We start from the raw sequence: 25,561 nt of genomic DNA on the forward strand, positions 1-25,561 counted from the left end.
GCGCCCTCTCCCGTGCGGCGCTGGAAGAGCGAACGAATCGTTGGCCTGCACGAACCGCAGGTCAACGAAGATCATGTGCCGGGCAGTGGCCTGGCGGATGATCGACGCTTGCGTTTGCTCAGCTTCAATATCCAGGTCGGTAACAGCACCCACAGTTACCGCCATTACCTGACCCGCAGCTGGCAGCACCTGCTGCCACACAAAGGGCGGGCAGGTAACCTGGAGAAAATAGGCGACCTGTTGAGCGACTTCGATCTGGTCGCGCTGCAGGAAGCCGATGGCGGCAGCCATCGCTCCGGCTACATCAATCAGGTCAAATACCTGGCCCAACAGGGCGAATTCCCCTACTGGTATCAACAACTCAATCGCAACCTGGGTCGCCTGGCGCAGCACAGCAATGGCGTGCTCAGCCGTTTGCGCCCCTCTGCCATTGAAGATCACCCTTTGCCAGGCCCCGCAGGGCGTGGCGCCATTTTAGTGCGCTTTGGGGACGGCCCCGATGCGCTGATCGTCGTCGTGATGCACCTGGCGCTGGGCACTAAAACCCGCACCCGGCAGCTGGCGTACGTTCGCGAACTGATTAGCGGCTACCAGCACCAAGTGCTGATGGGCGACATGAACACGCACGCCAGTGACTTGCTCGACACCTCGCCGCTGCGCGATCTCGGCTTGCTGGCGCCGCAAATGCAGGCCACCTTCCCCAGTTGGCGGCCGCAACGTTGCCTCGATCATATTTTGCTCAGCCCAAGCCTCACCCTTGAACGCGTGCAGGTGCTCGACCAGCCTATTTCCGACCACTTGCCGGTGGCAGTTGATATCCGTCTGCCCGGCTCTGTGGGCGGCGACTTGTTGCCCGTGCTGAGCCCGCCTCATGAGCCACTGGCATGAGCGCCGATGACGCCTCACGCTGGAAAGAAAAATACCTGAAGAGCGTCGAGCAACAAGACAAGCTCGAACGGCGCTGGAACGCGCGCCTTGACCTGTTGCGTCGCGGCCTGGTGCGCAGCACGCTGGCGGCCGAAGGCACCGACCGCACCGTTGACCAGTGCATGAAAGAAATGCGCGAAGCCGTGCGCACCGATGACATGGACGCCCCCTTGGCCGCCCTGCTCCCGCGCCTTGAAAAAGCCGTGCTCGACTCCGAGCAGCGCCGTGAAACCCGCATCGACCAAATGAGCGTCGCGCTCAACGCGCTGGTCACGCAGTTGCAAGCCCTGCCCTTGCCCCGCGACGTCAGCAAACCGCTAAAAGCGTTCGCCAAGCAACTCGATAACCGGGTCACCCAGGCGCGTGAAATCCCGTTACTGCTGAGTGAACTGAGCACCTTGCAGGGCCGCGCGCTGGCGCCACAGCAGCACACCGCTGAACCGGCCAAGCCAGGCCTGTTGCAGCGCCTGTTTGGCACTCAAGAAGCTGACAAGGCCGATCTGCCCGAAAGCCCGGCACCCGCGCCAGCGCCAACGCCAACGCCAACGCCACCTAAAGTGTCGAGCACGCCAACCCCCAGGCCTATCGCCCCTGCGCCAGCCGAGGTGCCTGAAGCCTTACCCGCGCAAGCCCCGCCTGAAGCCAACGTTGAGGCGCCGCCGCCCACTGAGCCTCCAGTCCCGGAGGCTACAGTCCCGGAGCCTGAGGTCGTCGACGAAGCGGTCGTCATCGGCGCCCTTGAGTCGGTTGTAGCGCTCGTCGACGCCGAAAACGCGCGCCTCGAAGAAGACGTTGAGGCGCCTGAACCTGCCGAAACCCTTGAGCCGCAGGCGCCAGCGTTACAGCCTGCACCACCTGCCGAACCCGCAGCCGACTCAACCTTTGCCCTGCCCGAAAGCCCCGAGCCCACTTACAGCTCAGTAGCGGAGCATATTGAATCCACCCTGCTCGGCTTGTTGAACGACCTGTCGCTACCCGAGCACCATCGGCCCCAGGCCGAGGCCATGCGCAAACGCCTCGAAAAAGGGCTTAACTGGTACGAATTACTGCCGATCCTCGATGATCTCGCGGTGTTGATGCTGGCCATCACTGACAGCGGCCAGCATGAATTTGAAACCTACCTCAAGCAGCTCAATGAGCGCCTGGAGTCGTTTCAAAGCAACCTGCAAGCAGCAAGTACCGGGCACGCCCTGGGGCGCTCCGAGGCAGAGCAACTGGACAACCAGATACGCGAGCACGTCGACAGCCTGCAAAGCAGCGTGCAAGACGCCGTCGACCTGAACAGCCTCAAGCACATCCTCGAAAACCGTCTCGAAGGCTTGCTGGGCACGATGGACCACCACCGACAGCAACGGGATGCCCGTGAGCAAGAGCTGTGCACCCACCTGCAAGGCCTGTCCGAACGCGTGGCCTTCATGGAGCAGCAAGCCCAAGGTTACCGTGAACACCTTGAAGAACAGCGCCTCAAAGCCTTGATCGACCCGCTGACCGGGCTGCCCAACCGCGCGGCCTGGAGCGAACGCCTGGCCCATGAAGTCGCGCAATGGCAAACCCACGGCAACCCGCTGCTGATCGCCATGCTCGACCTTGACCACTTCAAGCGCATTAACGATGGCTATGGCCATCTGGCCGGTGACAAAGTGCTCAAGATCATCGCCGCACAATTGACCAAACACCTGCGCCCCGGCGATTTCGTGGCGCGCTTTGGCGGCGAAGAATTCGTCCTGCTCATCCCCAACACACCGCTGCCCGCAGGCCTGCAATTGCTCGAAACGCTGCGCGCTGCGATTGAGGCCTGCCCGTTCCACTTCAAGGGCGAGCCGGTCACGCTCACCGCGTCCATCGGGGTCGCGCCCTTCGCCTTGGGCGAGCGCAGCGAACAGGTGCTTAAACGCGCTGACGAGGCCTTGTACCGGGCCAAGCACAAGGGCCGCAACACGATAGAGTTCAGCCAGGCTTCAGCTTGACGCCCTGCCCGCGCAGGCAGCGTTCAGATACGTTCCGGGACCAGTCATGTATGCTGGCCAATTAATTGCTCAGATACCTTTTTTGCCATGAAATTTTTAACGTTGATCATCTCTTTTGTTCTGCTGGCCGGTTGCGCCAGCGGTCCGCGCATGGACACCAGTCACCCCTCGGCCAACCACGACAGCCGCGTGCAGTTCATCGTGCTTCACTACACCTCCACCTCGCTTGAGCGCTCATTGCAGTTGCTGACCAGCGGGCCGGTGAGCAGCCACTACCTGATCGGCGACACGCCCCCGACCATCTACAAGCTGGTCGATGAGAGCCAGCGTTCCTGGCACGCCGGTGAAAGCCAATGGCGAGGCCGCACCTGGCTCAACTCAAGCTCGATTGGCATCGAAATCGTCAACCCGGGCTACCACGACACCCCGACCGGTCGCGTCTGGTACCCCTACACCGAAGGTCAGATCCAGTCGGTGATCGCGCTGCTCAAAGACATCTCGACGCGCTACAAGATCGACCCGCACAACATCATCGGCCACAGCGACATTGCGCCATTGCGCAAGCTCGATCCGGGCCCGATGTTCCCCTGGAAGCGCCTGGCCGAGGCCGGTTTCGGGATCTGGCCAAACGCCCAGGCCGTGGCCCGCGAGCAGGCCCGCTATGCCAACGCGATGCCCAGCATCACCTGGTTTCAGCAGCAATTAGCGTTGTTGGGGTATGAGACGCCGCAAACCGGCGAACTGGACGTTGCCACGCGCCACGTGTTGGCGGCGTTCCAGATGCACTTTAGGCCTTCGCGTTTCGACGGCACGCCTGATGCAGAAAGCGCGGCGATATTGAACGTGCTGAATACACAGCGGTAGAGCTATTCGGACTGCGCAGATCCTGTAGTCGCTGCCGCAGGCTGCGAAGGGTTGCGAAGCAACCCGTTTCTCAAAAACGCCGCAGAACCTTCGCCCTTTTGCAGTCTTGGCAGACTCGCAGCCTCGCGGAGCTCGGCAGCGACTACAAGCCCTTACAGCGGCAGCGCCATGTAGAACTGCGTGCCTTGCCCAGGCCGTGAGTACACGCCAATGCGCCCGCCGTGCAGTTGCACAATCTCTTTGCACAAAGCCAAGCCCAAGCCCGCGCCGCCCTTTTTCCGGCCCACTTGTACGAAGGGTTCGAAGATACGGCCTTGCTGGCCGTAGGCAATGCCCTCGCCACTGTCTTCAATGCTCATGATGACCCGCTCCCCGTGACGCCGCGCTTGCAGGCGGATTTGTCCGCCACTGGCGGTATGGCGCAAGGCATTGTCCAGCAGGTTATCCAGCACGCGCTCCAGCTGCGCCTGATCGGCATTCAGCACCGGCAGCTCCGGCTGCAAATCAATCAGTAGCTCGATGTTCTTGGCCGTCGCCCGATCGGCAAACCGTGCACGGGCCTCATTGAGCATCTGCTCAAGGTTGCACGGGGCCAGCGTGAGCTTTTGCAGGCCGTTCTGATAACGCGAGAAATTCAGCAGGTCGTTGATCAACTGCATCAGCCGCTGCATCTCTTCGTTCACCGTGTTCAGCAAATCGGTTTCACGGGACTGCGGGTCAAAGCGGGCGCGCTCCAGAAACAAGCCAAACGCCATATGCATGCCCGTGACCGGGGTACGCAGCTCATGGGAGGCGCGCAGCACGAACTCACTGCGCACGCGCTCAAAGGCCCGCTGCTCGGTCACATCGTGTAGCACCATCACCGCCCCCAGGATCGGCCCTTTGGGCTGGCTGACCGGTGTCAGGCTGTACGTCAGCAGGCGGGTTTCGCCCTCAATGTCGACGCTCAAGTCTTCAGGCGCGCGCTCAAGGCTGCCACCGCGCAAAACCGTCAACAGTTGCTGGTCAAGTTCCGGGCGGCCCAATGCCTCGCCCAGCGACTGGCCCAGACGGCCCTCGTCCCAGCCTAATTGGCGCTGGGCCACCGGGTTCAAATGCTCCAGGCGGCCTTGCTGGTCAATCATCAGCAGGCCGTCATCAATACTGTCGAGCACCGCCTGTAGCCGTTGCTGGCCCGCCAGCAGCTCATCGACATTGGTTGCCTGATGCTGGCGCAACGCCTCGGCCATGGTCCCGAAACGGCGGGTCAGCAGGTTCATTTCTGCCGCAGAAGACAGTGGCAGCACGACCTCATAGTTGCCTTTGCCGATGTTGTCAGCGGCCTTGGCCAATGCTTCGATGGGTGCGCCAAAGCGACGGGCGATGCCATGGGCTGTCACAAAGCCGATTATCAGCACCGCCAGCCCGACCAGCCCCAGCAAGCCGGCAATGATGATGGCGCGATCACGGGCGGCGGCTTGCGCGGTATAGATGTGATCGAGCGCCTTGCGGTGCTCTTCGATCAGACCATTGCGCAATGAGTTGAAACGGTCGGAGAGTTCTTGGTCACTGCCGATATCCAGCGCGTTGGCATGGGCTTCTTTAAAGGCTTCCAGAAAAAGCTCGTAGTCCTCACGGGCTTGAGCAAAACCATTGTCCAGCTTGTGTTCGCGCTCATGCTCCATCCCCTCATCGAGCAGGGCCAGGTACTCGTTCGCCGACGATTCCAGCGCCTTGGGATCAGGGTGGTTGCGCAGCATCAGGATCAACTGGTCACCCAGGGTCTGACGCAGCTTGAGGCCCAGATCGAGGGTGATGAAGTTGTTGCGGATCAGCGCCTCCTGGGATTTGGCCATCTGCATCACGCTGACCACGCCCAACAACAAGCCCAGCAGCGCCACCGTTATCAATGCCGAAATGCTCAGGAACAACCGGGTCCGCAGCTTGATCGCAAGTTTCATCAGATATGGCTCACAGGTTGTATTGCTTGCGCTTGCGATAGAGCGTCGAGGCGTCAATGCCCAAGGTTTTTGCGGCTTGATCCAGGGTGTCGCTGGTCGCCAGCACCGCACCGATGTGCGCTTTTTCCAACTGATCGAGACTCAAGGCTGCGCCAATACGCGGAGTATTGGGAGCGGTTTGTTCAGCCATGCCCAAGTGACTGACCTCGACCACTTCTTGAGGGCAAATAATACTGGCCCGTTCCACCACGTTGCGCAGTTCGCGAATATTACCCGGCCAGCGGTAATTGGCCAGCGCCTGGCGCGCCTGAGGGCTGAAGCCGCGGGCAGGGCGAGCGTACTCTTTAACGAAGCGGGCCAGAAACCGGTCTGCCAACGTCAAGATGTCCTCACTGCGCTCGCGCAGGGGCGGCAAGTGCAAGGTGATGACGTTCAGGCGGTAGAGCAAGTCTTCACGGAAGCGCCCGTCGCGCACCATGTCTTCAAGGTTGAGGTTGGTCGCGGCGAGGATGCGCACATCGGCGCGGCGCGTTACCGGGTCACCGACACGCTCGTAGACTTTGTCCTGAATAAAACGCAGCAATTTAGGCTGCAAGGTCAGCGGGAAATCACCGATTTCGTCCAGGAACAATGTGCCGCCGTCCGCCTGGCTGACCCGGCCCAAGGTGCTCTCGCTGGCCCCGGTAAAGGCGCCACGGGTGTGGCCGAACAACTCGCTTTCCATCAGCTCTGCCGTCAGCGACGGGCAGTTAATGGTCACGCAGGATTTTTTGGCGCGCTTGCTCCAGCCATGAATCGCTTGCGACAACTCGCCTTTACCCGTGCCGGACTCGCCGAGAATAAGGATGTTGGCGTCAGTGCCGGCGACCTGCCGGGCCGTTTCCAGCACCGCCATCATGGCCGGGCTGTGCGAGTCGAGCCCGTCTTTGGGCTTGCGTACTTCACCTTCGAGCGCTTCGAGACGGGCCGACAGTTGGCGTACTTCCAGCTGCTTGGCGGTGGCCAGGCGCAGTTGGTCAGGGCTGCACGGCTTGACCAGATAGTCAGCCGCACCGGCCTGAATCGCATCCACGGCGGTGTCGACAGCGGAGTGCGCGGTCACGATGACAACCCGCATCCACGGCGCTTGAATACGCATCTGGGCCAGCACATCCAGGCCGTTGTCCTCGCCTAGGCGCAGGTCCAGAAAACACAGGTCAAACACCTGACGTTGCAGCAGGGCGTCGGCTTGGGCCGCGCTATTGGCCGTGGCGACGGTGTACCCCTCGTCTTCAAGGCAATAGCGGAACGTGCGCAAGATAGCGGATTCATCATCGACCAGCAGAATGCGGCCCTGTTGCTCTTTGGATGATTCCATATCCGGCGTTCCTTTATGAGTGATCTTGGTTAGTGTCGGAATAATCGGGCAAGTTGCATGATTTTTCAGGAATGATTCAGAGGCTAACAGGGAAGGGCGCTGGACACCTCCTGTAACGCTCTGATTTTAAAGATTTTAGCGCTGCTGACAGCGGCATTGTCGAGTCCGATAAATTCTCCGGTGGTCTGCTGGAGCCGCATTCAGCGGGCAGCACTGTAGCGCGCTGGCGCTGATCGTGCAGAACGCACGGCGCCATCAGGGCTCATCGTGCAGGTTGCTCGCGTCGACCCTCTTCAAAAATCTGTAAGCCACTGATTTATATAGAATTATTACTTTCAAAAAAACTGGCATGCAGCCTGCAATATCTCTCGCATAGCCGTCACTGCCCCATGAGCGCAGCGGCGACACCCTCATAACAACAGCGAGTGGCAGGAGTTTGAGCATGAATCGTCAAGGTTTCGCCAGTCTGGGTATGACTTCACAGCACCTGCAGCAGGGCCTTTTCACCAGCCTGGCGCTGGTCATGACGCTCATCGGTGGCCAGCAATGGGCACATTGGCAGCAGCCAGCCCCGGCGCAATCGGTGCCAGCCCACGCCATCGCTGCTCAACAGACTCACTTCAGCGCCATTCGCTCTACCGCATTGGGCTCAAGCACCCCGATGGGCCGCTATGACCTGGCAGCTTCTGAAGACACGCAAACCGCCAACACCCAACCCGTTCCGGAGCGTTGGGTGTTTTAAGTGTTCACACGCTTAAGACCCTGACCGGGCCTTGAGTTGCAAAACGGCATCACCCTTTCGAACAGAAATAAGGAGATTCACCATGTTGAGCTGGGCAATTACCTTCCTGATTATCGCCATCATCGCAGCAGTATTGGGCTTCGGTGGCATCGCGGGCACGGCTACCGGTATCGCCAAGATCCTCTTTGTCGTATTCCTGGTGATGTTCGTTGTGTCCTTCATCTTTGGTCGTCGTGGTCGAGGCTGACGATGTACGGTCGATCCCTTAAGGCAATGGCGGCTGCCCTGTTGATGGGCAGCAGTGCCATGACCCTTGCCGCCAATGACGGCCAGTCCCGCGCCAACCAACTGTTGAGCGACCCGGACTACCGTCAGGCCTGGCAAAAAGTGGTTAAAAAAGAGGAGCGCTTGCCTGAGTGGGTCATGAACCTCTCTGGCAGTGCTGAGCAAATGAACGCGGTGACGCAAGACGGTGACCCGTATTTAGTCGGCCCTTTGTGCGAAAACGAGCAATCGTGTTCCACCCAACGGCTGATAGTCGCGGTGAGCTTTGACAAAAAGCATGCCTACGCGCTGCTGGTTGAAGTGCCTGCGGGGTTGCCTACTGACAAATCGCCTGCACGTCATGCCGATTTCCGATACTTGGGCAAGCCTGATCCTGAGATCCAGGCGCTGCTTAAAGAGCAATTAAAGAAAGACCCTAACTGGTATTGAATGCCGGGCAGGGCGACAACGCTGTTTTCGAGTGCCAAAAGCCAAGGTTTTACCTTGGTTTTTTTGCGTCTGCCTGACACTGCCTTTCGTCGGTAATTGCTTATCCCAGTTCATTTTTTCTGAAAAAGATGTGGCTTGAACTACCCTTTGAAACGTCGACCGTATATCGACTATTGGCAAATTGATGGCTTCTCATTTTTCGATTTGTGTTGTGGGATATTTCCGAAATGCTAGCGCTGTCTGTGAGCCTTCTTTAATGCCAAAAAGGCCTTGAAACAGCCGGTTTACGGCGGTTATGTCATCTATTCTGTCAGTGCAACCTTCCTGATTTTTGAGGTCTTGTCGGACAAAACCCATGCCGATTCGGCATAGGGTAGGCGTTTACGGCATTAGACGGTAACGCCGTGCATGGGAATAGTTGCGCCTTTTTTCGCCTGCCAAAGAGCCAGTCCGGCTCGATTTGGGCGACCTTCTACGGGGGTACAGCTTGGTCTTTTTTGCGCTCTTGAGCGCTCTAGTCCGAGCCTGTACCCGAGTCCACTTGAAGTAAGGGTAATGACATGAAGAAGGCAAAACTTAGCCTCGCCTGGCAGATCCTAATCGGTCTGGTCCTCGGGATTGCAATCGGCGCACTGCTCAACCATTTCAGTGCTGAAAAGGCCTGGTGGATCAGTAACGTCCTGCAACCTGCAGGCGATATCTTTATCCGTCTGATCAAGATGATCGTAATCCCAATCGTGATTTCTTCACTGGTTGTCGGGATTGCAGGCGTGGGGGATGCGAAGAAACTCGGTCGCATCGGTCTAAAAACAATTATTTACTTCGAAGTGGTCACCACCATCGCGATCCTGGTCGGCCTGGTGCTGGCCAACGTGTTCCACCCGGGCGCCGGGATCGACATGAGCACGCTGGGCACGGTGGATATTTCCAAATATCAGGCCACTGCCGCTGAGGTGCAGCATGAACACGCGTTCATCGAGACCATCCTCAACCTGATCCCGTCCAACATCTTCGCAGCCATGGCTCGCGGTGAGATGCTGCCGATCATCTTCTTCTCGGTACTGTTCGGTCTGGGCTTGTCGAGCCTGAATGCCGAGCTGCGCGACCCGCTGGTGAAAACCTTCCAGGGCGTGTCCGAGTCGATGTTCAAAGTCACTCACATGATCATGAACTACGCGCCAATCGGTGTGTTTGCGCTGATCGCCGTGACCGTCGCCAACTTCGGCTTCGCCTCGCTGGTGCCATTGGCCAAGCTGGTGGTGCTGGTGTACGCGGCCATCCTCTTCTTCGCCTTCGCGGTACTGGGCCTGATCGCCAAGCTGTTCGGCTTCTCGGTGATCAAGCTGATGCGCATCTTCAAAGATGAGCTGGTCCTGGCTTACTCCACCGCCAGCTCCGAAACCGTGTTGCCACGCGTGATCGAGAAGATGGAAGCCTACGGTTGCCCGAAAGCGATTTGCAGCTTCGTGGTACCGACCGGCTACTCGTTCAACCTTGACGGTTCGACCCTGTACCAAAGCATCGCGGCCATCTTTATTGCCCAGCTGTACGGCATCGACCTGTCGATCAGCCAGCAACTGCTGCTGGTGCTGACCCTGATGGTCACCTCCAAAGGCATCGCCGGCGTACCGGGCGTGTCCTTCGTGGTACTGCTGGCCACCTTGGGCAGCGTGGGCATCCCGCTGGAAGGCCTGGCCTTCATCGCCGGTGTAGACCGTGTGATGGACATGGCGCGTACCGCCCTCAACGTCATCGGTAACGCCTTGGCCGTACTGGTCATCTCGCGCTGGGAAGGCATGTACGACGCCGCCAAAGGCGAGCGCTACTGGAACTCGCTGCCGCACTGGCGCAGCAAGGAAGCCGCCAAAGGTTAATCACCTTCGCCTGGCGCTTCACTCCCCAAACCCCGGACTTGTCCGGGGTTTGTTGTTTTAGGCATCACGACTTTTCCTCTCCTGTAGCCGCTGCCGAGGAACGAAGGCTGCGATGGGTTGCGCAGCGACCCCAAACGGCGGTCCTGCGGCCCGCATCGCAGCCTTCGTTCCTTGTCAGCGACTACAGGTTTTGCGAGTTCTGCGTTGAACGTCGTTGTGCCAACCTCCCGGCGTTTGTCGTTTCTGAGGTCTGGCCGGTATCATCTGCCGCACTTATTAGGAGTATCCCGATGCTTAACGGCCTATGGCTCAGCTTTTTCCTTGTCGCCACGGTGTCGGCGTTTGCCCAATGGCTGGTAGGGGGAAATGCCGGGATCTTCGCGGCCATCGTTGAAAGCATCTTTGCCATGGCCAAGCTGTCGGTTGAGGTGATGGTGCTGCTGTTTGGCACGCTGACGCTGTGGCTGGGGTTTCTGCGGATTGCCGAAAAGGCCGGCATCGTCGACTGGCTGGGCAGGGCGCTGGGGCCGCTGTTCAAGCGCCTGATGCCAGAAGTTCCGCCCGGCCACCCGGCCCTGGGCTTTATCACCCTGAACTTCGCAGCCAACGGCTTGGGCCTGGACAATGCCGCCACGCCGATCGGCCTCAAGGCCATGCGCGCGCTGCAAGAGCTAAACCCGAGCCCGACCAGCGCCAGTAATGCGCAAATCCTCTTCTTGGTGCTCAACGCCTCGTCGCTGACCCTGCTGCCCGTCACGATCTTTATGTACCGTGCCCAGCAAGGCGCGCCAGACCCCACGCTGGTGTTCCTGCCGATCCTGCTGGCCACCAGCGCCTCGACCCTGGTGGGCCTCTTCTCGGTGGCCATCGTGCAGCGCCTGCGCCTGTGGGACCCGGTGGTGCTGGCGTACCTGATACCCGGCGCACTGATTCTGGCGGGCTTTATGGCGCTGCTGGCGAGCCTGTCAGCGGCGGCGCTGGCGAGTTTGTCATCGATCCTCGGCAACCTGACGCTATTCGGGCTGATCATGCTGTTTCTGGTGATCGGTGCGCTGCGCAAGGTCAAGGTTTACGAGGCGTTTGTCGAAGGCGCCAAAGAAGGCTTCGACGTAGCCAAGAACCTGCTGCCGTACCTGGTGGCGATGCTCTGCGCAGTGGGCGTATTGCGCGCTTCGGGCGCACTGGACTTTGGCCTGGACGGCATTCGCCATCTGGTCGAATGGCTGGGCTGGGACACGCGCTTTGTCGATGCGCTGCCCACGGCGATGGTCAAACCGTTTTCAGGCAGCGCGGCGCGGGCGTTGCTGATTGAAACCATGCAGACTAAAGGCGTCGACAGCTTCCCGGCCTTAGTGGCCGCGACCGTGCAGGGCAGCACGGAAACCACCTTCTATGTGCTGGCGGTGTACTTCGGTGCGGTCGGCATCCAGCGCGCGCGCCACGCCGTGAGCTGCGCCTTGCTGGCAGAGTTCTCAGGCGTGGTGGCAGCGATTGCGGTGTGCTACTGGTTCTTTGGCTAAACCGCGTAGGAGCGAGCTTGCCTCGCGATCTTTTGATCTTAAAGAAGATCGCGAGGCAAGCTCGCTCCTACGGATTGGGGCTCAAGCCTTGGGCTTTTTACGCGGCTTGAGGTACTTGGTCAGGCCCTGAAACCAGATGACCTGCGCCGGATTACCCTTGATCTGAATCGACTTGTCCTGGATCCCGGTCATAAACGCCAGTTGCTTGTTCTTGGCTTGCATTGTGGCAAAGCCGTAAGCGGCATCTTTAAAGGCGATGGCAAACACCGGGTCCGGGTATAAGCCCGAGTGGCTGGTAATACGCTGGTTTTTGACTTTGAAGTGACGTGCGACTTTGCCATCGAGGGTTTGCAGCTGGAACACCATGTCTTTATCAACCAATTGCTGTTGAAAAGCAGGGTTTTTACGGCTGGCTTTGCCCATCAGAAAGCCCAGCATCCAGAGCAGAAAACGAAATTTCATGTACGCGGCCTCGGGGAATAAATAAAGAGCCGGCGCAGTTTAACGATTTGAGCGAAGAACGCCACATATCCAAAGAAATAGGCGCTGATAGACGGGTTTTTGCCACTTATGGCCGCATGATCGGCCAATTTACTCTCAAGAACGGGCAAGCCAGCTTGCCCGCTCCTCTAAAACCAGCCTCGCTTAAGGGTTGACGCTGTCTTTAAGGAATTTGCCAGGCTTGAAGGCTACGGTGTTGCTGGCTTTGATGGTCACTGGCTGACCGGTCTGCGGGTTCTGCCCGGTCCGTGCACCGCGATGGCGCTGGATAAACGTACCGAAACCGACCAGCGTGACGCTGTCTTTGCGGTGCAGGGCGTTGGTGATTTCTTCGAGCACTGCATTGAGTACGCGGCTGGCTTGCTCTTTGGTGAGGTCAGCCTTTTCAGCGATAGCGGCGGCGAGTTCTGGTTTACGCATGATGAAGCCTCTTTGACGGTTTTTTGTTGTTATGTCCGTGCTGCTCTTCTATGGAGCAGCATCCAAGGCGCCGCAGGCTCTACTCTGCGGCAGACCGGTGTGAGAATGGCACGCGACCAAGTCACGCGCCACCCTCAGCAGGCGCTTTGTTGAGGCAAGGCAATGACATTTACGACAAAAGGTAGAGTGTTTACGCCAACAGCGCAGGCAACTCTTTGTTCAGCGCCAGTTTCTCGCGAACCGCCTCGCCGGTGAGGGCATAACCGAGCAGCTTGCCGTCTGCATCGCGGCACAGCGCTTTGATGTCGGCACCCTGACCTTCCACCGTCCACACACCTTCGCAACCACGCGGCACCGGCGACACCACCAACGGGCACACCGGTGTTTTCACTGTAATCGGCATGGCCCCGTAGCTGACCGCTGTCGGGTTGCCCGCCAGGGTCTGCGCCAGCGCCCGTGCGCAGCTCATCAGCGGCATCACGTAGAGCAGGCTCAAACCGTCGACCTGCGCGCAGTCGCCCAGCGCGTAGATGTTGGCGTGGGAGGTTTTAAGATGGCGGTCCACTTCGATACCGCGGTTGATCCGCAGGCCGGCAGCGGCCGCCAGATCGGTGCGTGGGCGCAAACCAATGGCTGACACCACCACATCACAGGCGATCACGCTGGCGTCCGACAAGTGCGCCTCAAGGCCATCCTCGGTGCGCTGCAAACGCGTAAGCACCGGCCCGAGATGAAAACGTGCGCCCAGGCTTTCCAGGCCCGATTGCACGGCGGCCGCAGCAGCCGGGTGCAGCAGCGTCGGCATCACTTGCTCGCACGGCGCTACCAGGTCGACCTCATAGCCGCCCGCGATCAAGTCGTTGGCGAACTCACAACCGATCAGGCCGACACCCAGAATCAGCACACGGCGCTTGCCCGCGGCCGCTGCACGAAAGCGGGCGTAGTCTTCCAGGTCATTGATCGAGAAGATCGCATCCTGAGCATCGCCTTCGACCGGCACCTGCACCGATTGCGCGCCCCAGGCCAGGATCAGATCGCGGTAAGGCACGGCTTCTTCACCGATCCACAGTTGCTTGTGGCCCGGATCAATCCCGCTGACGCGGGTGTGGGTGCGCACCTGCGCCTTGAGCTGCTCGGCCATGGCGCCGGGCAAGGCCATGCTCAAGCCGTCGGCTTCTTTGTTTTTGCCAAAGCCGGTGGACAGCATCGGCTTGGAGTAGGAACGCCCGTCATCGGACGTGATCAACAGCAGCGGTGTTTCGCTGTCCAGCTTGCGAAACTCCCGGGCCAGGTTATAGCCAGCCAGCCCAGTGCCAACGATCACAACAGGTGCGCTCATTCCAATCTCCAGAGTCAATCAATTCAAAAAAGGGCGGATCAGCCGATTTCGATCATCTCGAAATCCATTTTGCCAACGCCGCAGTCCGGGCACAGCCAGTCTTCAGGGACGTCCTGCCACAGCGTACCGGGCGCAATACCGTCATCCGGCCAGCCATCGGCTTCGTTGTAAATCAGTCCACAAACAATGCATTGCCACTTTTTCATGGGGGTATTTCCTTTCGCTCAGGCGTGGGCGAGGGCACAGACTCTTATCAATCGGTTGTGTTACTCGCAAAATTCAGGCCGTTTGTACTGATCAACACCGACAGATGCAAGCCCGACGACTGCCTGATGGCACTCTGGCGCTCAAGCAAGGACCAGCGTGATAAGCTCGCCCGCCTCAATGGCTGCCAATTATGACCCACTGTGCCGCACATAACTTCTACGCTGGTCTCGCCTGTCTGGCTTGAGCAAAGCGAACTTCCTGCACCGCCTGACGAACAGATCCTCGACTGGTTGTTCGACCAAGGCTCCCTGACTCAACGTCTTACCGCACTTTCGGACGGCTCCTTCAGCGTGCTGCCGCTTTTCGAAGGCTGGCAGACACTGCGCGCCGACGAATGCACGGCCCTCGATTTGCCTGAAAACAGCCAGGGCTGGGTGCGCGAAGTGTATTTACGCGGCCATCTGCAACCGTGGGTATTCGCCCGCAGCGTCGCCGCGAAAAGCGTCCTGCAAATAGGCGGCTTCGACATGGAAGCGCTGGGGGCGCGCTCACTGGGCGGCTTACTGTTCAGCGATAACGCCTTTGAGCGCGGACCGATGCAAGTATGCCAATACCCGCGCGGCGGCTTGCCCGTGGCTGATCAGGCAGACGACCTGTGGGCGAGGCGCTCGCGTTTTTCGCGGGGCCCGTTGAGCGTGCTGGTGGCCGAAGTCTTCTTACCTAACCTGTGGGCCGCCCTGAGTGCCCGGCCGGAGAACAACTGATGTACGTGAGCCTGCTCAAATCACTTAATCGCTTGAACCCGCGCGCTTGGGACTTTATCCAACTGACCCGCATGGACAAGCCCATCGGCATTTACCTGCTGCTGTGGCCGACCCTGTGGGCCTTGTGGATTGCCGCCAAGGGCGTGCCTTCGCTGGGTATTCTGCTGATTTTTGTTTTCGGCGTGATCCTGACCCGGGCGGGCGGTTGCGTGATCAACGACTTTGCCGACCGCAAGGTCGATGGCCACGTCAAACGCACCGAACAACGGCCGCTGGTCAGCGGAAAAATCAGCAGCAAAGAAGCCTTGGTGTTTTTTGCCCTGCTCATGGGTATCAGCTTCCTGCTGGTGCTGTGCACCAACGCCACCACCGTATGGCTGTCATTCGGCGGCCTGGCCCTGGCGGCGAGCTACCCGTTCATGAAGCGCTACACCTACTACCCGCAAGTGGTGCTGGGCGCGGCGTTCTCGTGGGGCATGCCCATGGCCTTCACCGCCCAGACCGACAGCCTGCCAGCGGCGGCGTGGTTGCTATACATCGCCAACCTGCTGTGGACCGTAGCCTACGACACCTACTACGCCATGACCGACCGCGACGACGACCTGAAAATCGGCGTTAAATCCACCGCCATCCTGTTTGGCGACGCCGACCGCGTTATCATCCTCGGCCTGCAAGGCCTGTCGTTGGGCTGCCTGCTGCTGGCCGGCGTGCAATTCGACCTCGGCGGCTGGTTCCACCTCGGCCTGCTGGTGGCTGCGGGCTGCTACCTGTGGGAATTCTGGTACACCCGCAACCGCGAACCCCAGCGCTGCTTCCAGGCGTTCCTGCACAACCACTGGGCCGGATTGGCGATCTTCGTGGGTATCGTGCTGAATTACGCACTGAACTAACCCAGCCCCCCTGTAGGAGCGAGCTTGTCTCGCGATCTTTTGATCGTTTAAAAGATCGCGAGACAAGCTCGCTCCTACAGTTAACCCAGCGCAGGCCTGCAGGCGTCAGCTTGCCTGTGAAAAGTCGGTCATATTGGCCTGTTGCAACGCGACACGAACGCCTGACCTGTACCGCTCAGGGGCTGCCCTTCGTCACCTAACGAATGCAAAGGACTGAATTAAGACTAAAATCAGTCCAGCCAACACCAGAGTGCAAACTATGAAATTTTCGACTCAAGTAAAACCCATCAGTTACCTGAAAAGTCACACAGCCGAAATTGTGCGATCCATTTCAGAAAGCCGTCAGCCTCTACTTATTACCCAAAATGGCGAAGCGAAAATGGTCGTAATTGACGTCAAAAGTTACGAAGAGCAAGCCGAAACCATGGCACTGCTGAAGCTGTTGGCATTGGGTAATCGGGAAATAGAAAACGGCCAATTTCGCGATGCGCAAGATGTATTCGCCGAACTGGATCTGGCTGATGCGCAATGACGTTTAAGGTCGTATTGCTTCAGTCCGCACAAATCGACCTTAAAGCGCTCAGGAAATACATCGTTAAGCGTTTCTGTGCCAGTACCTGGCAGGTCACTTATGAGCAATTGAAAGCGACTATCCGTTTGTTGGCAGAACAACCCCATTGCGGTTCAGTACCACCCGAATTAGAAATCCTGAATCTGAGTCAATTTCAACAAGTTGTCAGTGGTATGAACCGCATCATTTATGAGGTTCGCTCAGACATTATTTACGTGCATGTGATTGTTGACTCTCGTCAGAGCCTGGAATTGTTACTCACCCACCGGTTACTACGAACACCTCTGTAAAAAGTTTATGAGTTACTGAAAGAACCCAAAAAACCTGTGGCGCTAGCTTTTAAAGATCAAACGATCGCGAGACAAGCTCGCTCCTACACGTTTTTTACCCGATCACCCGTGCCACGGGCAGTAACACCCCACCGCCAGGGTGTGGGTAGCATTGACGCTACGGCCTTGGGTCAAGGCTTGCAGCACAGGTTCGATGAAGCTGTTGCTGGCGTTGCAGGTGGCGCCTTCGCTGTAGGGGCCAAAGTAGGCCAGTTGGCCGCTGCGGTCCCAGATGGCAACCGCCGGGCTGACGCTCAAGTGTTCGGCGCCGGGCAGGGCGGTCAGGGGTTTGATCGCGCCCAGGCTGGCAGGCAACTGGCCCTGGCTGCCGGGCTTTTGGACGGCATAAAATTCAACGCCCTGCGGCAGGTAGGTCGTCAGCAGTTCGCTCAAGTGTTGCTGGTTGCCGACATTGCACGGGCAGGCCGGGTCCCAGAAGTGCACCACGCGAATCGGCCCGGGCCCCGAGAGGTCTGCGGGCAGGGCCAGCACGTCCCCGGCAAACAAAACGGTCTGGTCGTTGAACGCACGGATATAACGCCCCTCAAACCAGTGGTAAGCGGCCCACACACCCACGGCGCAGGTCAGCACCAGCAGCCAGGTAAGCCAGGTTTTAAGGGTCGGTACAGGCATGCTGAATGTTCCTGAAAGGGCGCGTAGCTTGCCATGCTTAAACTGACAGCAGAATATCGTCAGCTATAAAGACTGTTCTGCCTTCATGCCTTTCTGTTTGGAACCCCTATGTCTGTCGCGTTTTCCCCCGAGTCCTTGCGCCCCCATTTACAACCGTTGGTCGCAGGTCAGCCTTTATCGAGTGAGGATCTGGCATACCAGCATTTTTACGGGCTGGACTTTGCGCAGCGCGCAGTACCGGTCCGTCGTCAGTTGGGGCGCTTCAGTGCCGCAGGCTACGACTTGGTCAGCCAGGTGTGGTGGCCTGAGTCCACACCCAAAGCCACGCTGTTTGTGATCCACGGTTTTTACGATCACATGGGGCTGTATCGGCATGTGATCGAGTGGGGGTTGAACCACGGTTTTGTGGTCATTGCCTGCGACTTGCCGGGCCATGGCCTGTCGAGCGGCGAGCGCGCCAGCATCGGCGACTTTTATCAGTACCAGGAGGCGCTGCAAGGCCTGTTTATCGAGGCCCAATCGCTGAACCTGCCGCAGCCCTGGCACTTGATCGGGCAAAGCACCGGCGGCGCCGTGGTACTGGACCATTTGCTGCATCACGGCGAGCAAAGCCCGGCCCAGGGTCAGGCCATCTTGCTGGCGCCGCTGGTGCGGCCCAAAGACTGGCAGTGGTCCAAGTTCAGCTATTACCTGCTCAGGCCCTTTGTTAAAGGCATTGAGCGGCGCTTCAGCGAGAACACCAATGACCCGGACTTCATGCCGTTTTTACAGGCCGATCCGCTACAGCCCGTGCGTCTGCCCACCGCCTGGGTCGGCGCCATGGCGCGCTGGATCCCCCGGGTCGAGGCCTTGCCGCCGAGCGCCCGCCAGCCCTTGGTGATTCAGGGCCAGGCGGATAAAACCGTTGATTGGGAGCACAACCTCAAGGTGCTGGACGCCAAGTTCAATCACCCGCAGGTGCTGCTGATTCCCCAGGCCCGTCACCATCTGGCCAATGAAACTGCCGACATTCGGGCGCAGTATTTTGCGTTTCTGGATCAGCACTTTTGACCTCAAAACGGCCCCTGTAGGAGCGAGCTTGCCTCGCGATCTTTTGATTTTTAAAGATCAAGAGATCGCGAGGCAAGCTCGCTCCTACAGTCAATCCGGGATCGGCAGGTTCAGGCTTTCTTTGACTTCTTCCATCACGATGTAGCTCTTGGACTCCCGCACGTGGGGCAGCTTGAGCAATATGTCGCCCAGCAGTTTGCGGTACGAGGCCATCTCGCTGATCCGCGCCTTGACCAAATAGTCGAAGTCACCGGACACCAGGTGGCACTCCAGCACATGGGGCAGTTTCAGCACGGCGCGTCGGAATTCTTCAAAGGTGTCGCCAGATTTGTAGTCGAGGCTGATTTCGACAAACACCAGCAAACTGCCCTGCAAGTGCTGCGGGTTGAGCCGGGCGTTGTAGCCCATGATGATCCCTTCACGTTCCAGCCTGCGTACCCGCTCGGTGCAGGGCGTGGTCGACAGCCCGACTTTCTCGCCCAGCTCGGTAAACGAGATGCGCCCGTCGGCCTGCAGAATGCGCAAAATATTGCGGTCGATCTTGTCTAATTCACGCTTTGTTTGGTGATTTGTACGCATAGGAGATTCTCCTTTGTCAAAAGCGTTTTGGCCGAGAATTGTCGCCAAATATAGCTGGTTATACAGTGAAACTCACTGGCTAAAGCTTCTTATACTGCGCGCATCTTCGCTTTGAATAATAAACGTCTGCGGCGGGCCGCGATGAGGGATAAAAATATGCGCGTTATGGTATTGGGTGGCGGCGTGATTGGCACAGCCAGCGCCTATTATCTGGCCCGAGCCGGGTTCGACGTGGTCGTGGTAGACCGTCAGCCTGCCGTGGCAATGGAAACCAGCTTTGCCAACGCCGGCCAGGTTTCGCCTGGCTATGCCTCACCGTGGGCCGCGCCGGGCGTGCCGCTCAAAGCCATCAAGTGGCTGATGGAGCGCCACGCACCGTTGGCGATCAAGGCCACTGGCGACATCGATCAATACCTGTGGATGGCGCAGATGCTGCGCAACTGCACCACCAGCCGTTATGCCGTGAACAAAGAGCGCATGGTGCGCCTGTCCGAGTACAGCCGTGACTGCCTCGATGAACTGCGCGCAGAAACCGGCATTGCCTACGAGGCCCGCAACCTCGGTACCACGCAACTGTTCCGCACCCAGGCGCAACTGGACGGCGCGGCCAAAGACATCGCCGTACTCAAAGAGTCGGGCGTGCCGTTTGAGCTGCTCGACCGTGAAGGCATCGCCCGTGTTGAACCGGCGCTGGCCAGCGTCACCAACATTCTGTCTGGCGCCTTGCGCCTGCCGAATGACCAAACTGGCGACTGCCAGATGTTTACCACCCGCCTGGCTGAAATGGCCATTCAACTGGGTGTCGAATTCCGCTTTGGCCAGGACATTCAGCGCCTGGACTACGCAGGCGATCGCATCAATGGCGTGATGATCGACGGCAAGCTCGAAACCGCTGACCGCTACGTGTTGGCCTTGGGCAGCTACTCGCCACAAATGCTCAAGCCGCTGGGCATCAAGGCGCCGGTTTACCCGCTCAAGGGTTACTCGCTGACCATCCCGATCACCAACCCGGCCATGGCTCCGACCTCGACCATTCTGGACGAAACCTTCAAGATCGCGATCACCCGTTTTGACAACCGCATTCGCGTCGGCGGCATGGCGGAAATTGCCGGGTTTGACCTGTCGCTGAAGCCACAACGGCGCGAAACCCTGGAACTGTGCGTCAACGATCTTTACCCTCAGGGCGGTGACTTGAGCAAGGCCAGTTTCTGGACCGGCCTGCGTCCAGCCACCCCGGACGGCACACCGATTGTGGGCGCGACCCCGTTCAAAAACCTGTTCCTGAACACCGGTCATGGCACACTCGGCTGGACCATGGCGTGCGGCTCTGGTCGCTTCCTCGCTGACGTGATGGCCAAAAAGACCCCACAAATCAGCGCCGAAGGCCTCGATATTTCTCGTTACGGAAACCACCAGGAGACTGCAAAACATGGCAATCCAGCGCCAGCTCACCAATGACCGCATGAGCCAGATCGTGGCTCATAACGGTACCGTTTACCTGTCCGGGCAAGTCGGCGACGACATGAACGCAGGGGTTGAGCAGCAGACCCGCGAAACCCTGGCAAACATCGAGCGTTTGCTGGACCTGGCAGGCACTGACAAAAGCCACATTCTGTCGGTGACCATCTACCTCAAAGACATTGATGCTGACTTCGCGGGCATGAACAGTGTGTGGGACAAGTGGCTGCCAAAAGGCGTGCAACCGGCCCGCGCCACCGTAGAAGCCAAACTGTGCGAACCCGAGATTCTGGTGGAGTTGTCGGTGGTGGCTGCACTGCCTTAACGTCACCGTTGCCAAGCAAAGTCCCTCTTGCGGTGCGGTACGCGGTTAACGCCGCGGTACGCACCGTTTTTTTATTCAACTGCCGTTAGAAGCCTGCCGCCATGCGCCCAGCCCGTGCCCTGATCGACCTTCAAGCCCTGCGACACAACTACCAACTGGCCCGTGAAGTGACGGGGGCCAAAGCCCTCGCGGTGATCAAGGCCGATGCCTACGGCCACGGCGCCGTGCGTTGTGCCCAAGCCCTGGAAGCCGAGGCCGATGGTTTCGCGGTGGCCTGTATCGAAGAAGCACTGGAACTGCGCGCCGCCGGTATTCGCGCGCCGATTCTGCTGCTCGAAGGTTTTTTTGAAGCCGATGAACTGCCGCTGATCGTCGAACATGACTTGTGGTGCGTCGTGCATTCGCTGTGGCAACTCGATGCTATCGAGCAGGCCACACTGGCCAAGCCCATTCAGGTATGGCTCAAGCTCGACACCGGCATGCACCGCGTCGGCTTGCACCCAAGCGAGTACAAAAGCGCTTACCAACGCCTGCAAGCCAGCGGCAAAGTCGCGAAAATCGTGCTGATGAGCCACTTCGCCCGCGCCGATGAACTCGACAGCCTGCGCAGCGTCGAGCAGGTGGCGGTGTTCCTGGCGGCCCGTGACGACTTGTCTGCCGAAGTCAGCTTGCGCAATTCGCCTGCCATTCTGGGCTGGCCAAGCGTGCCGAGCGACTGGGTGCGCCCCGGCCTGATGCTCTACGGTGCTACCCCCTTTGAACAAGACCACCCACTGGCCGCACGCCTGCAACCAGTGATGACCGTGGAGTCCAAAGTCATTTGCGTACGCGAACTGCCCGCCGGTGAACCGGTGGGCTATGGCGCAAAATTCATCACCCCGAAACCGATGCGCATAGGCGTCGTCGCCATGGGTTATGCCGACGGCTACCCGCGTCATGCACCCACCGGCACGCCGGTACTCGTGGCGGGCCAGCGCAGCCAATTGCTCGGCCGGGTATCGATGGACATGCTGTGCATCGACCTCACGGATGTGCCCGACGCCGGTCTGGGTTCGACCGTTGAGTTGTGGGGCAAAAACATTCTTGCCAGCGAACTCGCGGAAAAAGCTGAAACCATTCCCTACCAAATTTTTTGCAACCTGAAACGAGTGCCACGGCTCTATTCCGGGAGCTGATGGGTTGTATGCAAAATGCAGGGCCGACCGGGCTCTCAGGTTTCAAGTCAAAGTGTTGTAAATACTGAACACTATCGCCATGATGGCGCCATCTTGACCTGAATCTGATCCCTGGAGGCTCCTGCATTGGACGTCGGTGAACGACTGCAATCCATCCGCAAAATCAAAGGTTTGTCACAGCGCGAGCTTGCCAAGCGCGCCGGCGTGACCAACAGCACCATTTCGATGATCGAAAAGAACAGCGTGAGCCCGTCCATAAGCTCCCTGAGAAAAGTGCTGAGTGGCATTCCCATGTCTATGGTGGAGTTTTTTTCCGAAGAGATTCTTCAGGAAAAACCGACCCAGATTGTCTACAAAGCCAATGAGCTGATCGACATCTCAGATGGTGCGGTGACCATGAAACTGGTCGGCCGGGCGCATCCGAGCCGGGCCATTGCCTTCCTCAACGAAATTTATCCACCGGGCGCTGACACCGGGGATGAAATGCTGACCCACGAAGGCGAAGAAACCGGGATCCTCGTCGAGGGCCGCCTGGAGCTGACCGTCGGTCTGGAGACGTTCGTGCTGGAGGCCGGTGACAGCTACTACTTCGAGAGCTCGAAACCGCACCGTTTCCGCAACCCGTTCGACGTAGCGGCGCGACTAATCAGCGCAGCCACCCCCGCGAACTTCTAAGCAAAGCGGCGCCCTGCACAGCTCTGGCGGCGCCCGCGACGTTCATCGGTCACGCCTATTCCCCTTCTAAAATTAGGGTTGTTTCAGTGCGTCTGGCTAATCGGTATACTTTCGCCGCCTGCAAAACCGTGGTTGTGGGCGTGAATAGCCACCATTGAGGGTGTACGCGTGAACCTAATTATGAAAATGCTGGCCGTACCAGCAACAGTACTGGCCCTTTGGGCTGCCAACGCCCAGGCCACAACGTCGGCTGATGAGATCGCAAAACGCCTGGAGCCTGTGGGTAAAGTCTGCATTCAGGGCCAGGAATGTGCCGCGGGTGGAGGTGGCGAGACTGCAGCCGCGAGCGGGGGCGGCATGAGCCCCGATGACGTGATCGCCAAGCACTGCACCGCCTGCCACAGCATCGGCTTGCTGGAAGCGCCAAAAATCGGCGACACCGCCGCCTGGAAAGCCCGCGCCGACAAAGAAGGCGGCCTGGATGGACTCTTGGCCAAGGCGATTACCGGGCTCAACGCCATGCCGCCAAAAGGCACCTGCGGCGAATGCAGCGACGCCGAGCTTAAAGCCGCGATCCAGAAAATGTCTGGCTTATAACTCCCCGCCGTCTCTTACCTCGCGATGTTTTGATGGTTTAAAAGATCGCGAGGCAAGCTCGCTCCTACAGTTTGAAAGTGTTTGCGCCTTGCGCTTTGCAACCAACTCCGGTCACTCTCGGTCTATTCGCTAGACACGCAAGTTCCTGGAGGATCCGATGGTGCAATCCTGTTCGATCGAGCGCGCAGTCGATGAAGCACTGTCTCGGCTGCCCACCCACATCCACTTGGGCTTGCCCTTGGGCCTGGGCAAAGCCAATCGTTTTGTGAACGCGCTGTATCAGCGAATCAAGCAACTGCCCGAACGCCAACTAACGATCTACACCGCCTTGAGCCTGGGCCGCCCGGCGCTGGGCGACGGCTTGCAAAAGCGCTTTCTGCAACCGTTCGTAGAGCGCGTGTTTGGCGACTATATCGAGCTGGATTACCTCGCCGACCTGCACCGCGACAGCCTGCCACCCAACATCAACGTCGAGCAGTTTTTCATGCAGCCGGGCAGCCTGCTCAACAGCCCGCCGGCGCAACAAGATTACGTCAGCAGCAACTACAGCCACGCCGCCCGCGACATCAACGCCAACGGCTTGAACCTGGTGGCGCAACTGGTGGCCCGTAACCCGCAGGCCCCGGATCGCCTGAGCCTGAGCTGCAACCCGGACATCACCCTCGACCTCTTGCCGATGATCGCCAAGCGCCGCGAAGCGGGCGAAACCATCCTGCTGCTCGGCCAGGTGCACAGCGACTTGCCCTACATGCCCGGCGACTCAGAACTCAATGCAGACGCTTTCGACCTGCTGATCGACGACGAAGAACACACCACGCTGTTTTCCACACCCAGCATGCCGGTCAACCTGCAAGACCACTTTATTGGCCACCATGCCAGCACCTTGATCCGTGACGGCGGCACCCTGCAAATCGGCATAGGCGCCATGGGCGATGCGCTGACCGCCTCGCTGCTCGCACGCCAGGCGGACAACGAAGGTTATCGTGCCTTGCTCGACGACCTGGACATCAGCCCGTGGCGTAGCCTGATTGAGCGCGAAGGCGGGATAGAACCCTTTGCCCAGGGCCTGTATGGCTGCAGCGAAATGTTTGTGCACGGGCTGATGGTGCTGGTCGACGCCGGCATTGTGCGGCGCAAGGTGTACCCCGATATCGAACGCCAGACCCAAGCCAACGCCGGTACCCTCGACGAAAGCCTGCACACCGATGGCATCAGCGTGCACGGCGGTTTTCTGCTGGGCCCGCAGGAGTTTTATCAGCGTTTGAACGAACTGCCCCACAGCAAGCGCGCCGAATTCAACATGACCGCCATCAGCTATATCAACGAGCTGTATGGCCAAGAAACGCTGAAGCGCCTGCAACGCCGCGATGCGCGCTTTGTGAACAGCGCGTTCACTGCGACCTTGCTGGGCGCCGGGGTGGCGGATCAGTTGCAAGACGGGCGTGTGCTCAGCGGAGTAGGGGGGCAATACAACTTTGTCGCGCAGGCCCATGCGCTGCACGATGCACGCTCGGTGATCATCCTGCGCAGTTGGCGCGAGTCGGGCGGCGATGTGAGTTCCAACATCGTCTGGGAGTACGGCCACTGTACGATCCCGCGCCATTTGCGCGACATCGTGGTTACTGAATACGGCATTGCCGACTTGCGTGGCAAAACCGACCGACACGTGATCGAGGCGCTGCTCAACATCACCGACTCACGCTTCCAGACCGAACTGATCGCTCAGGCGCAGCAGGTAGGCAAACTGCCCAAAGACTTTCAACTGCAGCCGCGCTTTGCCGACAACAGCCCGGAACGCTTGCAGGCGATTGCTGCCCGCCATCCGCATTTATTCCCGGAGTACCCGCTGGGCAGCGATTTCAGCGCCCAGGAGCAAGACTTGCTGCGCGCCTTGAACTGGCTCAAGAGCAAATTCAAGCTCACGCAACTCTACCGGCTTGGCAAGGCCGCTCTTGAAGCGCCGTCGCCGCAGGCGTTCCCCGAGCATCTGGCGCGCATGCAGCTCACAGACCCGGACGGGCTGCGCGAAGAGGTGTATCAGCGGGTGCTGCTGGCGGGGTTGCAGGCGACGGCTAGATAACCGTGGGAGCGGGCTTGCTCGCGATCGCATCGCCGCGATGAATCAGATGCACCGCGTGTGTAG

27 protein-coding genes are annotated in these 25,561 nt (G+C 59.2%); 19 read left to right on the forward strand and 8 right to left on the reverse strand.

Translation table 11 applies throughout. From position 1 onward, the window contains the following. The first annotated feature begins 12 nt into the window (after positions 1-12). The 3 genes from TU84_RS20925 (at position 13) to TU84_RS20935 (ending at position 3,758) form a co-directional block, all read left to right on the forward strand. Complete coding sequence (locus TU84_RS20925) at positions 13-888, forward strand: endonuclease/exonuclease/phosphatase family protein (protein WP_048372482.1); 876 nt, start codon at positions 13-15, stop codon at positions 886-888. After that, on the forward strand, positions 885-2,894 hold the full coding sequence (locus TU84_RS20930; RefSeq protein WP_048372484.1) for a GGDEF domain-containing protein: 2,010 nt from the start codon (positions 885-887) through the stop codon (positions 2,892-2,894). The genes TU84_RS20925 and TU84_RS20930 overlap by 4 nt, the downstream gene beginning before the upstream one ends. Before the next feature lie 87 nt (positions 2,895-2,981). Next, a complete protein-coding gene (locus tag TU84_RS20935) occupies positions 2,982-3,758 on the forward strand; it encodes an N-acetylmuramoyl-L-alanine amidase (RefSeq protein ID WP_048372488.1) in 777 nt (258 codons plus the stop codon). Positions 3,759-3,910: 152 nt separating this feature from the next. On the opposite strand, the gene TU84_RS20940 is transcribed toward TU84_RS20935, so the two are convergent. Together TU84_RS20940 and algB are read right to left on the reverse strand one after the other, a co-directional pair. After that, positions 3,911-5,698, reverse strand: coding sequence for a KinB sensor domain-containing domain (locus TU84_RS20940; protein WP_048372491.1), 1,788 nt, complete (start codon positions 5,696-5,698; stop codon positions 3,911-3,913). Positions 5,699-5,708: 10 nt separating this feature from the next. Then, positions 5,709-7,055: a sigma-54-dependent response regulator transcription factor AlgB gene (gene algB, locus TU84_RS20945; RefSeq protein ID WP_048372493.1), complete on the reverse strand. Its 1,347-nt coding sequence runs from the start codon at positions 7,053-7,055 to the stop codon at positions 5,709-5,711. A 442-nt stretch (positions 7,056-7,497) separates the two neighbouring features. Between algB and TU84_RS20955 the strand changes: the two genes are divergently transcribed. From TU84_RS20955 to TU84_RS20975, 5 genes are all read left to right on the forward strand, one after another. Next, positions 7,498-7,797 (forward strand): hypothetical protein, encoded by a 300-nt coding sequence (locus TU84_RS20955; RefSeq protein WP_048372497.1) that lies wholly within the window; start codon positions 7,498-7,500, stop codon positions 7,795-7,797. An 82-nt stretch (positions 7,798-7,879) separates the two neighbouring features. After that, positions 7,880-8,044 carry a DUF1328 domain-containing protein gene (locus tag TU84_RS25765; protein WP_019828122.1) on the forward strand — a complete coding sequence of 55 codons (165 nt, stop codon included), beginning with the start codon at positions 7,880-7,882 and terminating at the stop codon, positions 8,042-8,044. Positions 8,045-8,046: 2 nt separating this feature from the next. Beyond that, complete coding sequence (locus TU84_RS20965) at positions 8,047-8,511, forward strand: inhibitor of vertebrate lysozyme family protein (RefSeq protein WP_048372499.1); 465 nt, start codon at positions 8,047-8,049, stop codon at positions 8,509-8,511. A 560-nt stretch (positions 8,512-9,071) separates the two neighbouring features. Further along, the gene (gene gltP / locus TU84_RS20970; RefSeq protein ID WP_048372502.1) at positions 9,072-10,385 is read left to right on the forward strand and encodes a glutamate/aspartate:proton symporter GltP; all 1,314 of its coding nucleotides are present in this window, start codon (positions 9,072-9,074) and stop codon (positions 10,383-10,385) included. Positions 10,386-10,675: 290 nt separating this feature from the next. Beyond that, positions 10,676-11,905 carry a nucleoside recognition domain-containing protein gene (locus TU84_RS20975; protein ID WP_048372504.1) on the forward strand — a complete coding sequence of 410 codons (1,230 nt, stop codon included), beginning with the start codon at positions 10,676-10,678 and terminating at the stop codon, positions 11,903-11,905. A gap of 81 nt (positions 11,906-11,986) precedes the next feature. Here TU84_RS20975 and TU84_RS20980 read toward each other — a convergent pair whose 3' ends face one another. From TU84_RS20980 to TU84_RS20995, 4 genes are all read right to left on the reverse strand, one after another. Next, the gene (locus tag TU84_RS20980; RefSeq protein ID WP_048372505.1) at positions 11,987-12,367 is read right to left on the reverse strand and encodes a hypothetical protein; all 381 of its coding nucleotides are present in this window, start codon (positions 12,365-12,367) and stop codon (positions 11,987-11,989) included. Between the two features lie 183 nt (positions 12,368-12,550). Next, positions 12,551-12,826, reverse strand: coding sequence for an HU family DNA-binding protein (locus tag TU84_RS20985; protein WP_048372506.1), 276 nt, complete (start codon positions 12,824-12,826; stop codon positions 12,551-12,553). A 190-nt stretch (positions 12,827-13,016) separates the two neighbouring features. Next, entirely contained in the window at positions 13,017-14,165 is a 1,149-nt protein-coding gene (locus tag TU84_RS20990; protein WP_048372507.1) for an NAD(P)/FAD-dependent oxidoreductase, read from the reverse strand. Positions 14,166-14,203: 38 nt separating this feature from the next. Beyond that, positions 14,204-14,371 carry a rubredoxin gene (locus tag TU84_RS20995; RefSeq protein WP_002555879.1) on the reverse strand — a complete coding sequence of 56 codons (168 nt, stop codon included), beginning with the start codon at positions 14,369-14,371 and terminating at the stop codon, positions 14,204-14,206. 201 nt (positions 14,372-14,572) lie between these two features. Between TU84_RS20995 and TU84_RS21000 the strand changes: the two genes are divergently transcribed. The 4 genes from TU84_RS21000 to TU84_RS21015 all read left to right on the forward strand — a co-directional run bounded on the left by TU84_RS21000 (position 14,573) and on the right by TU84_RS21015 (position 16,887). Then, the gene (locus TU84_RS21000) at positions 14,573-15,136 is read left to right on the forward strand and encodes a chorismate--pyruvate lyase family protein (RefSeq protein WP_048372508.1); all 564 of its coding nucleotides are present in this window, start codon (positions 14,573-14,575) and stop codon (positions 15,134-15,136) included. Continuing rightward, positions 15,136-16,026: a 4-hydroxybenzoate octaprenyltransferase gene (gene ubiA, locus TU84_RS21005; RefSeq protein WP_048372510.1), complete on the forward strand. Its 891-nt coding sequence runs from the start codon at positions 15,136-15,138 to the stop codon at positions 16,024-16,026. Before TU84_RS21000 ends, ubiA begins: the two co-directional genes overlap by 1 nt. A 259-nt stretch (positions 16,027-16,285) precedes the next feature. Beyond that, positions 16,286-16,558 (forward strand): type II toxin-antitoxin system Phd/YefM family antitoxin, encoded by a 273-nt coding sequence (locus TU84_RS21010; protein ID WP_048372513.1) that lies wholly within the window; start codon positions 16,286-16,288, stop codon positions 16,556-16,558. Next, positions 16,555-16,887 (forward strand): type II toxin-antitoxin system RelE/ParE family toxin, encoded by a 333-nt coding sequence (locus TU84_RS21015; RefSeq protein WP_048372515.1) that lies wholly within the window; start codon positions 16,555-16,557, stop codon positions 16,885-16,887. The genes TU84_RS21010 and TU84_RS21015 overlap by 4 nt, the downstream gene beginning before the upstream one ends. Positions 16,888-16,989: 102 nt before the next feature. Here TU84_RS21015 and TU84_RS21020 read toward each other — a convergent pair whose 3' ends face one another. Continuing rightward, positions 16,990-17,559 (reverse strand): DUF6436 domain-containing protein, encoded by a 570-nt coding sequence (locus TU84_RS21020; protein WP_048372516.1) that lies wholly within the window; start codon positions 17,557-17,559, stop codon positions 16,990-16,992. A gap of 108 nt (positions 17,560-17,667) precedes the next feature. Here TU84_RS21020 and bipL point away from each other — a divergent pair, with 108 nt between their 5' ends. Next, complete coding sequence (gene bipL / locus TU84_RS21025; protein WP_048372517.1) at positions 17,668-18,609, forward strand: phospholipase BipL; 942 nt, start codon at positions 17,668-17,670, stop codon at positions 18,607-18,609. A 90-nt stretch (positions 18,610-18,699) separates the two neighbouring features. On the opposite strand, the gene TU84_RS21030 is transcribed toward bipL, so the two are convergent. Further along, the gene (locus TU84_RS21030) at positions 18,700-19,188 is read right to left on the reverse strand and encodes an Lrp/AsnC ligand binding domain-containing protein (protein WP_003437842.1); all 489 of its coding nucleotides are present in this window, start codon (positions 19,186-19,188) and stop codon (positions 18,700-18,702) included. Between the two features lie 156 nt (positions 19,189-19,344). Here TU84_RS21030 and dadA point away from each other — a divergent pair, with 156 nt between their 5' ends. The 6 genes from dadA to TU84_RS21060 all read left to right on the forward strand — a co-directional run bounded on the left by dadA (position 19,345) and on the right by TU84_RS21060 (position 25,498). Then, positions 19,345-20,646, forward strand: a complete 1,302-nt coding sequence (gene dadA, locus TU84_RS21035; protein WP_048372519.1) for a D-amino acid dehydrogenase — start codon at positions 19,345-19,347, stop codon at positions 20,644-20,646. Further along, positions 20,618-20,971, forward strand: coding sequence for a RidA family protein (locus TU84_RS21040; RefSeq protein ID WP_048372520.1), 354 nt, complete (start codon positions 20,618-20,620; stop codon positions 20,969-20,971). Before dadA ends, TU84_RS21040 begins: the two co-directional genes overlap by 29 nt. Positions 20,972-21,072: 101 nt before the next feature. Continuing rightward, positions 21,073-22,146 carry an alanine racemase gene (gene alr, locus TU84_RS21045; RefSeq protein WP_048372523.1) on the forward strand — a complete coding sequence of 358 codons (1,074 nt, stop codon included), beginning with the start codon at positions 21,073-21,075 and terminating at the stop codon, positions 22,144-22,146. Positions 22,147-22,272: 126 nt separating this feature from the next. Continuing rightward, positions 22,273-22,821: a cupin domain-containing protein gene (locus TU84_RS21050; RefSeq protein WP_048372525.1), complete on the forward strand. Its 549-nt coding sequence runs from the start codon at positions 22,273-22,275 to the stop codon at positions 22,819-22,821. 180 nt (positions 22,822-23,001) lie between these two features. After that, complete coding sequence (locus TU84_RS21055) at positions 23,002-23,418, forward strand: c-type cytochrome (protein WP_048372527.1); 417 nt, start codon at positions 23,002-23,004, stop codon at positions 23,416-23,418. 157 nt (positions 23,419-23,575) lie between these two features. After that, positions 23,576-25,498 carry an acetyl-CoA hydrolase/transferase C-terminal domain-containing protein gene (locus tag TU84_RS21060; RefSeq protein WP_048372528.1) on the forward strand — a complete coding sequence of 641 codons (1,923 nt, stop codon included), beginning with the start codon at positions 23,576-23,578 and terminating at the stop codon, positions 25,496-25,498. Positions 25,499-25,561: the final 63 nt, after the last annotated feature.

The organism is Pseudomonas helleri, assembly GCF_001043025.1.
Classification (GTDB): domain Bacteria; phylum Pseudomonadota; class Gammaproteobacteria; order Pseudomonadales; family Pseudomonadaceae; genus Aquipseudomonas; species Aquipseudomonas helleri.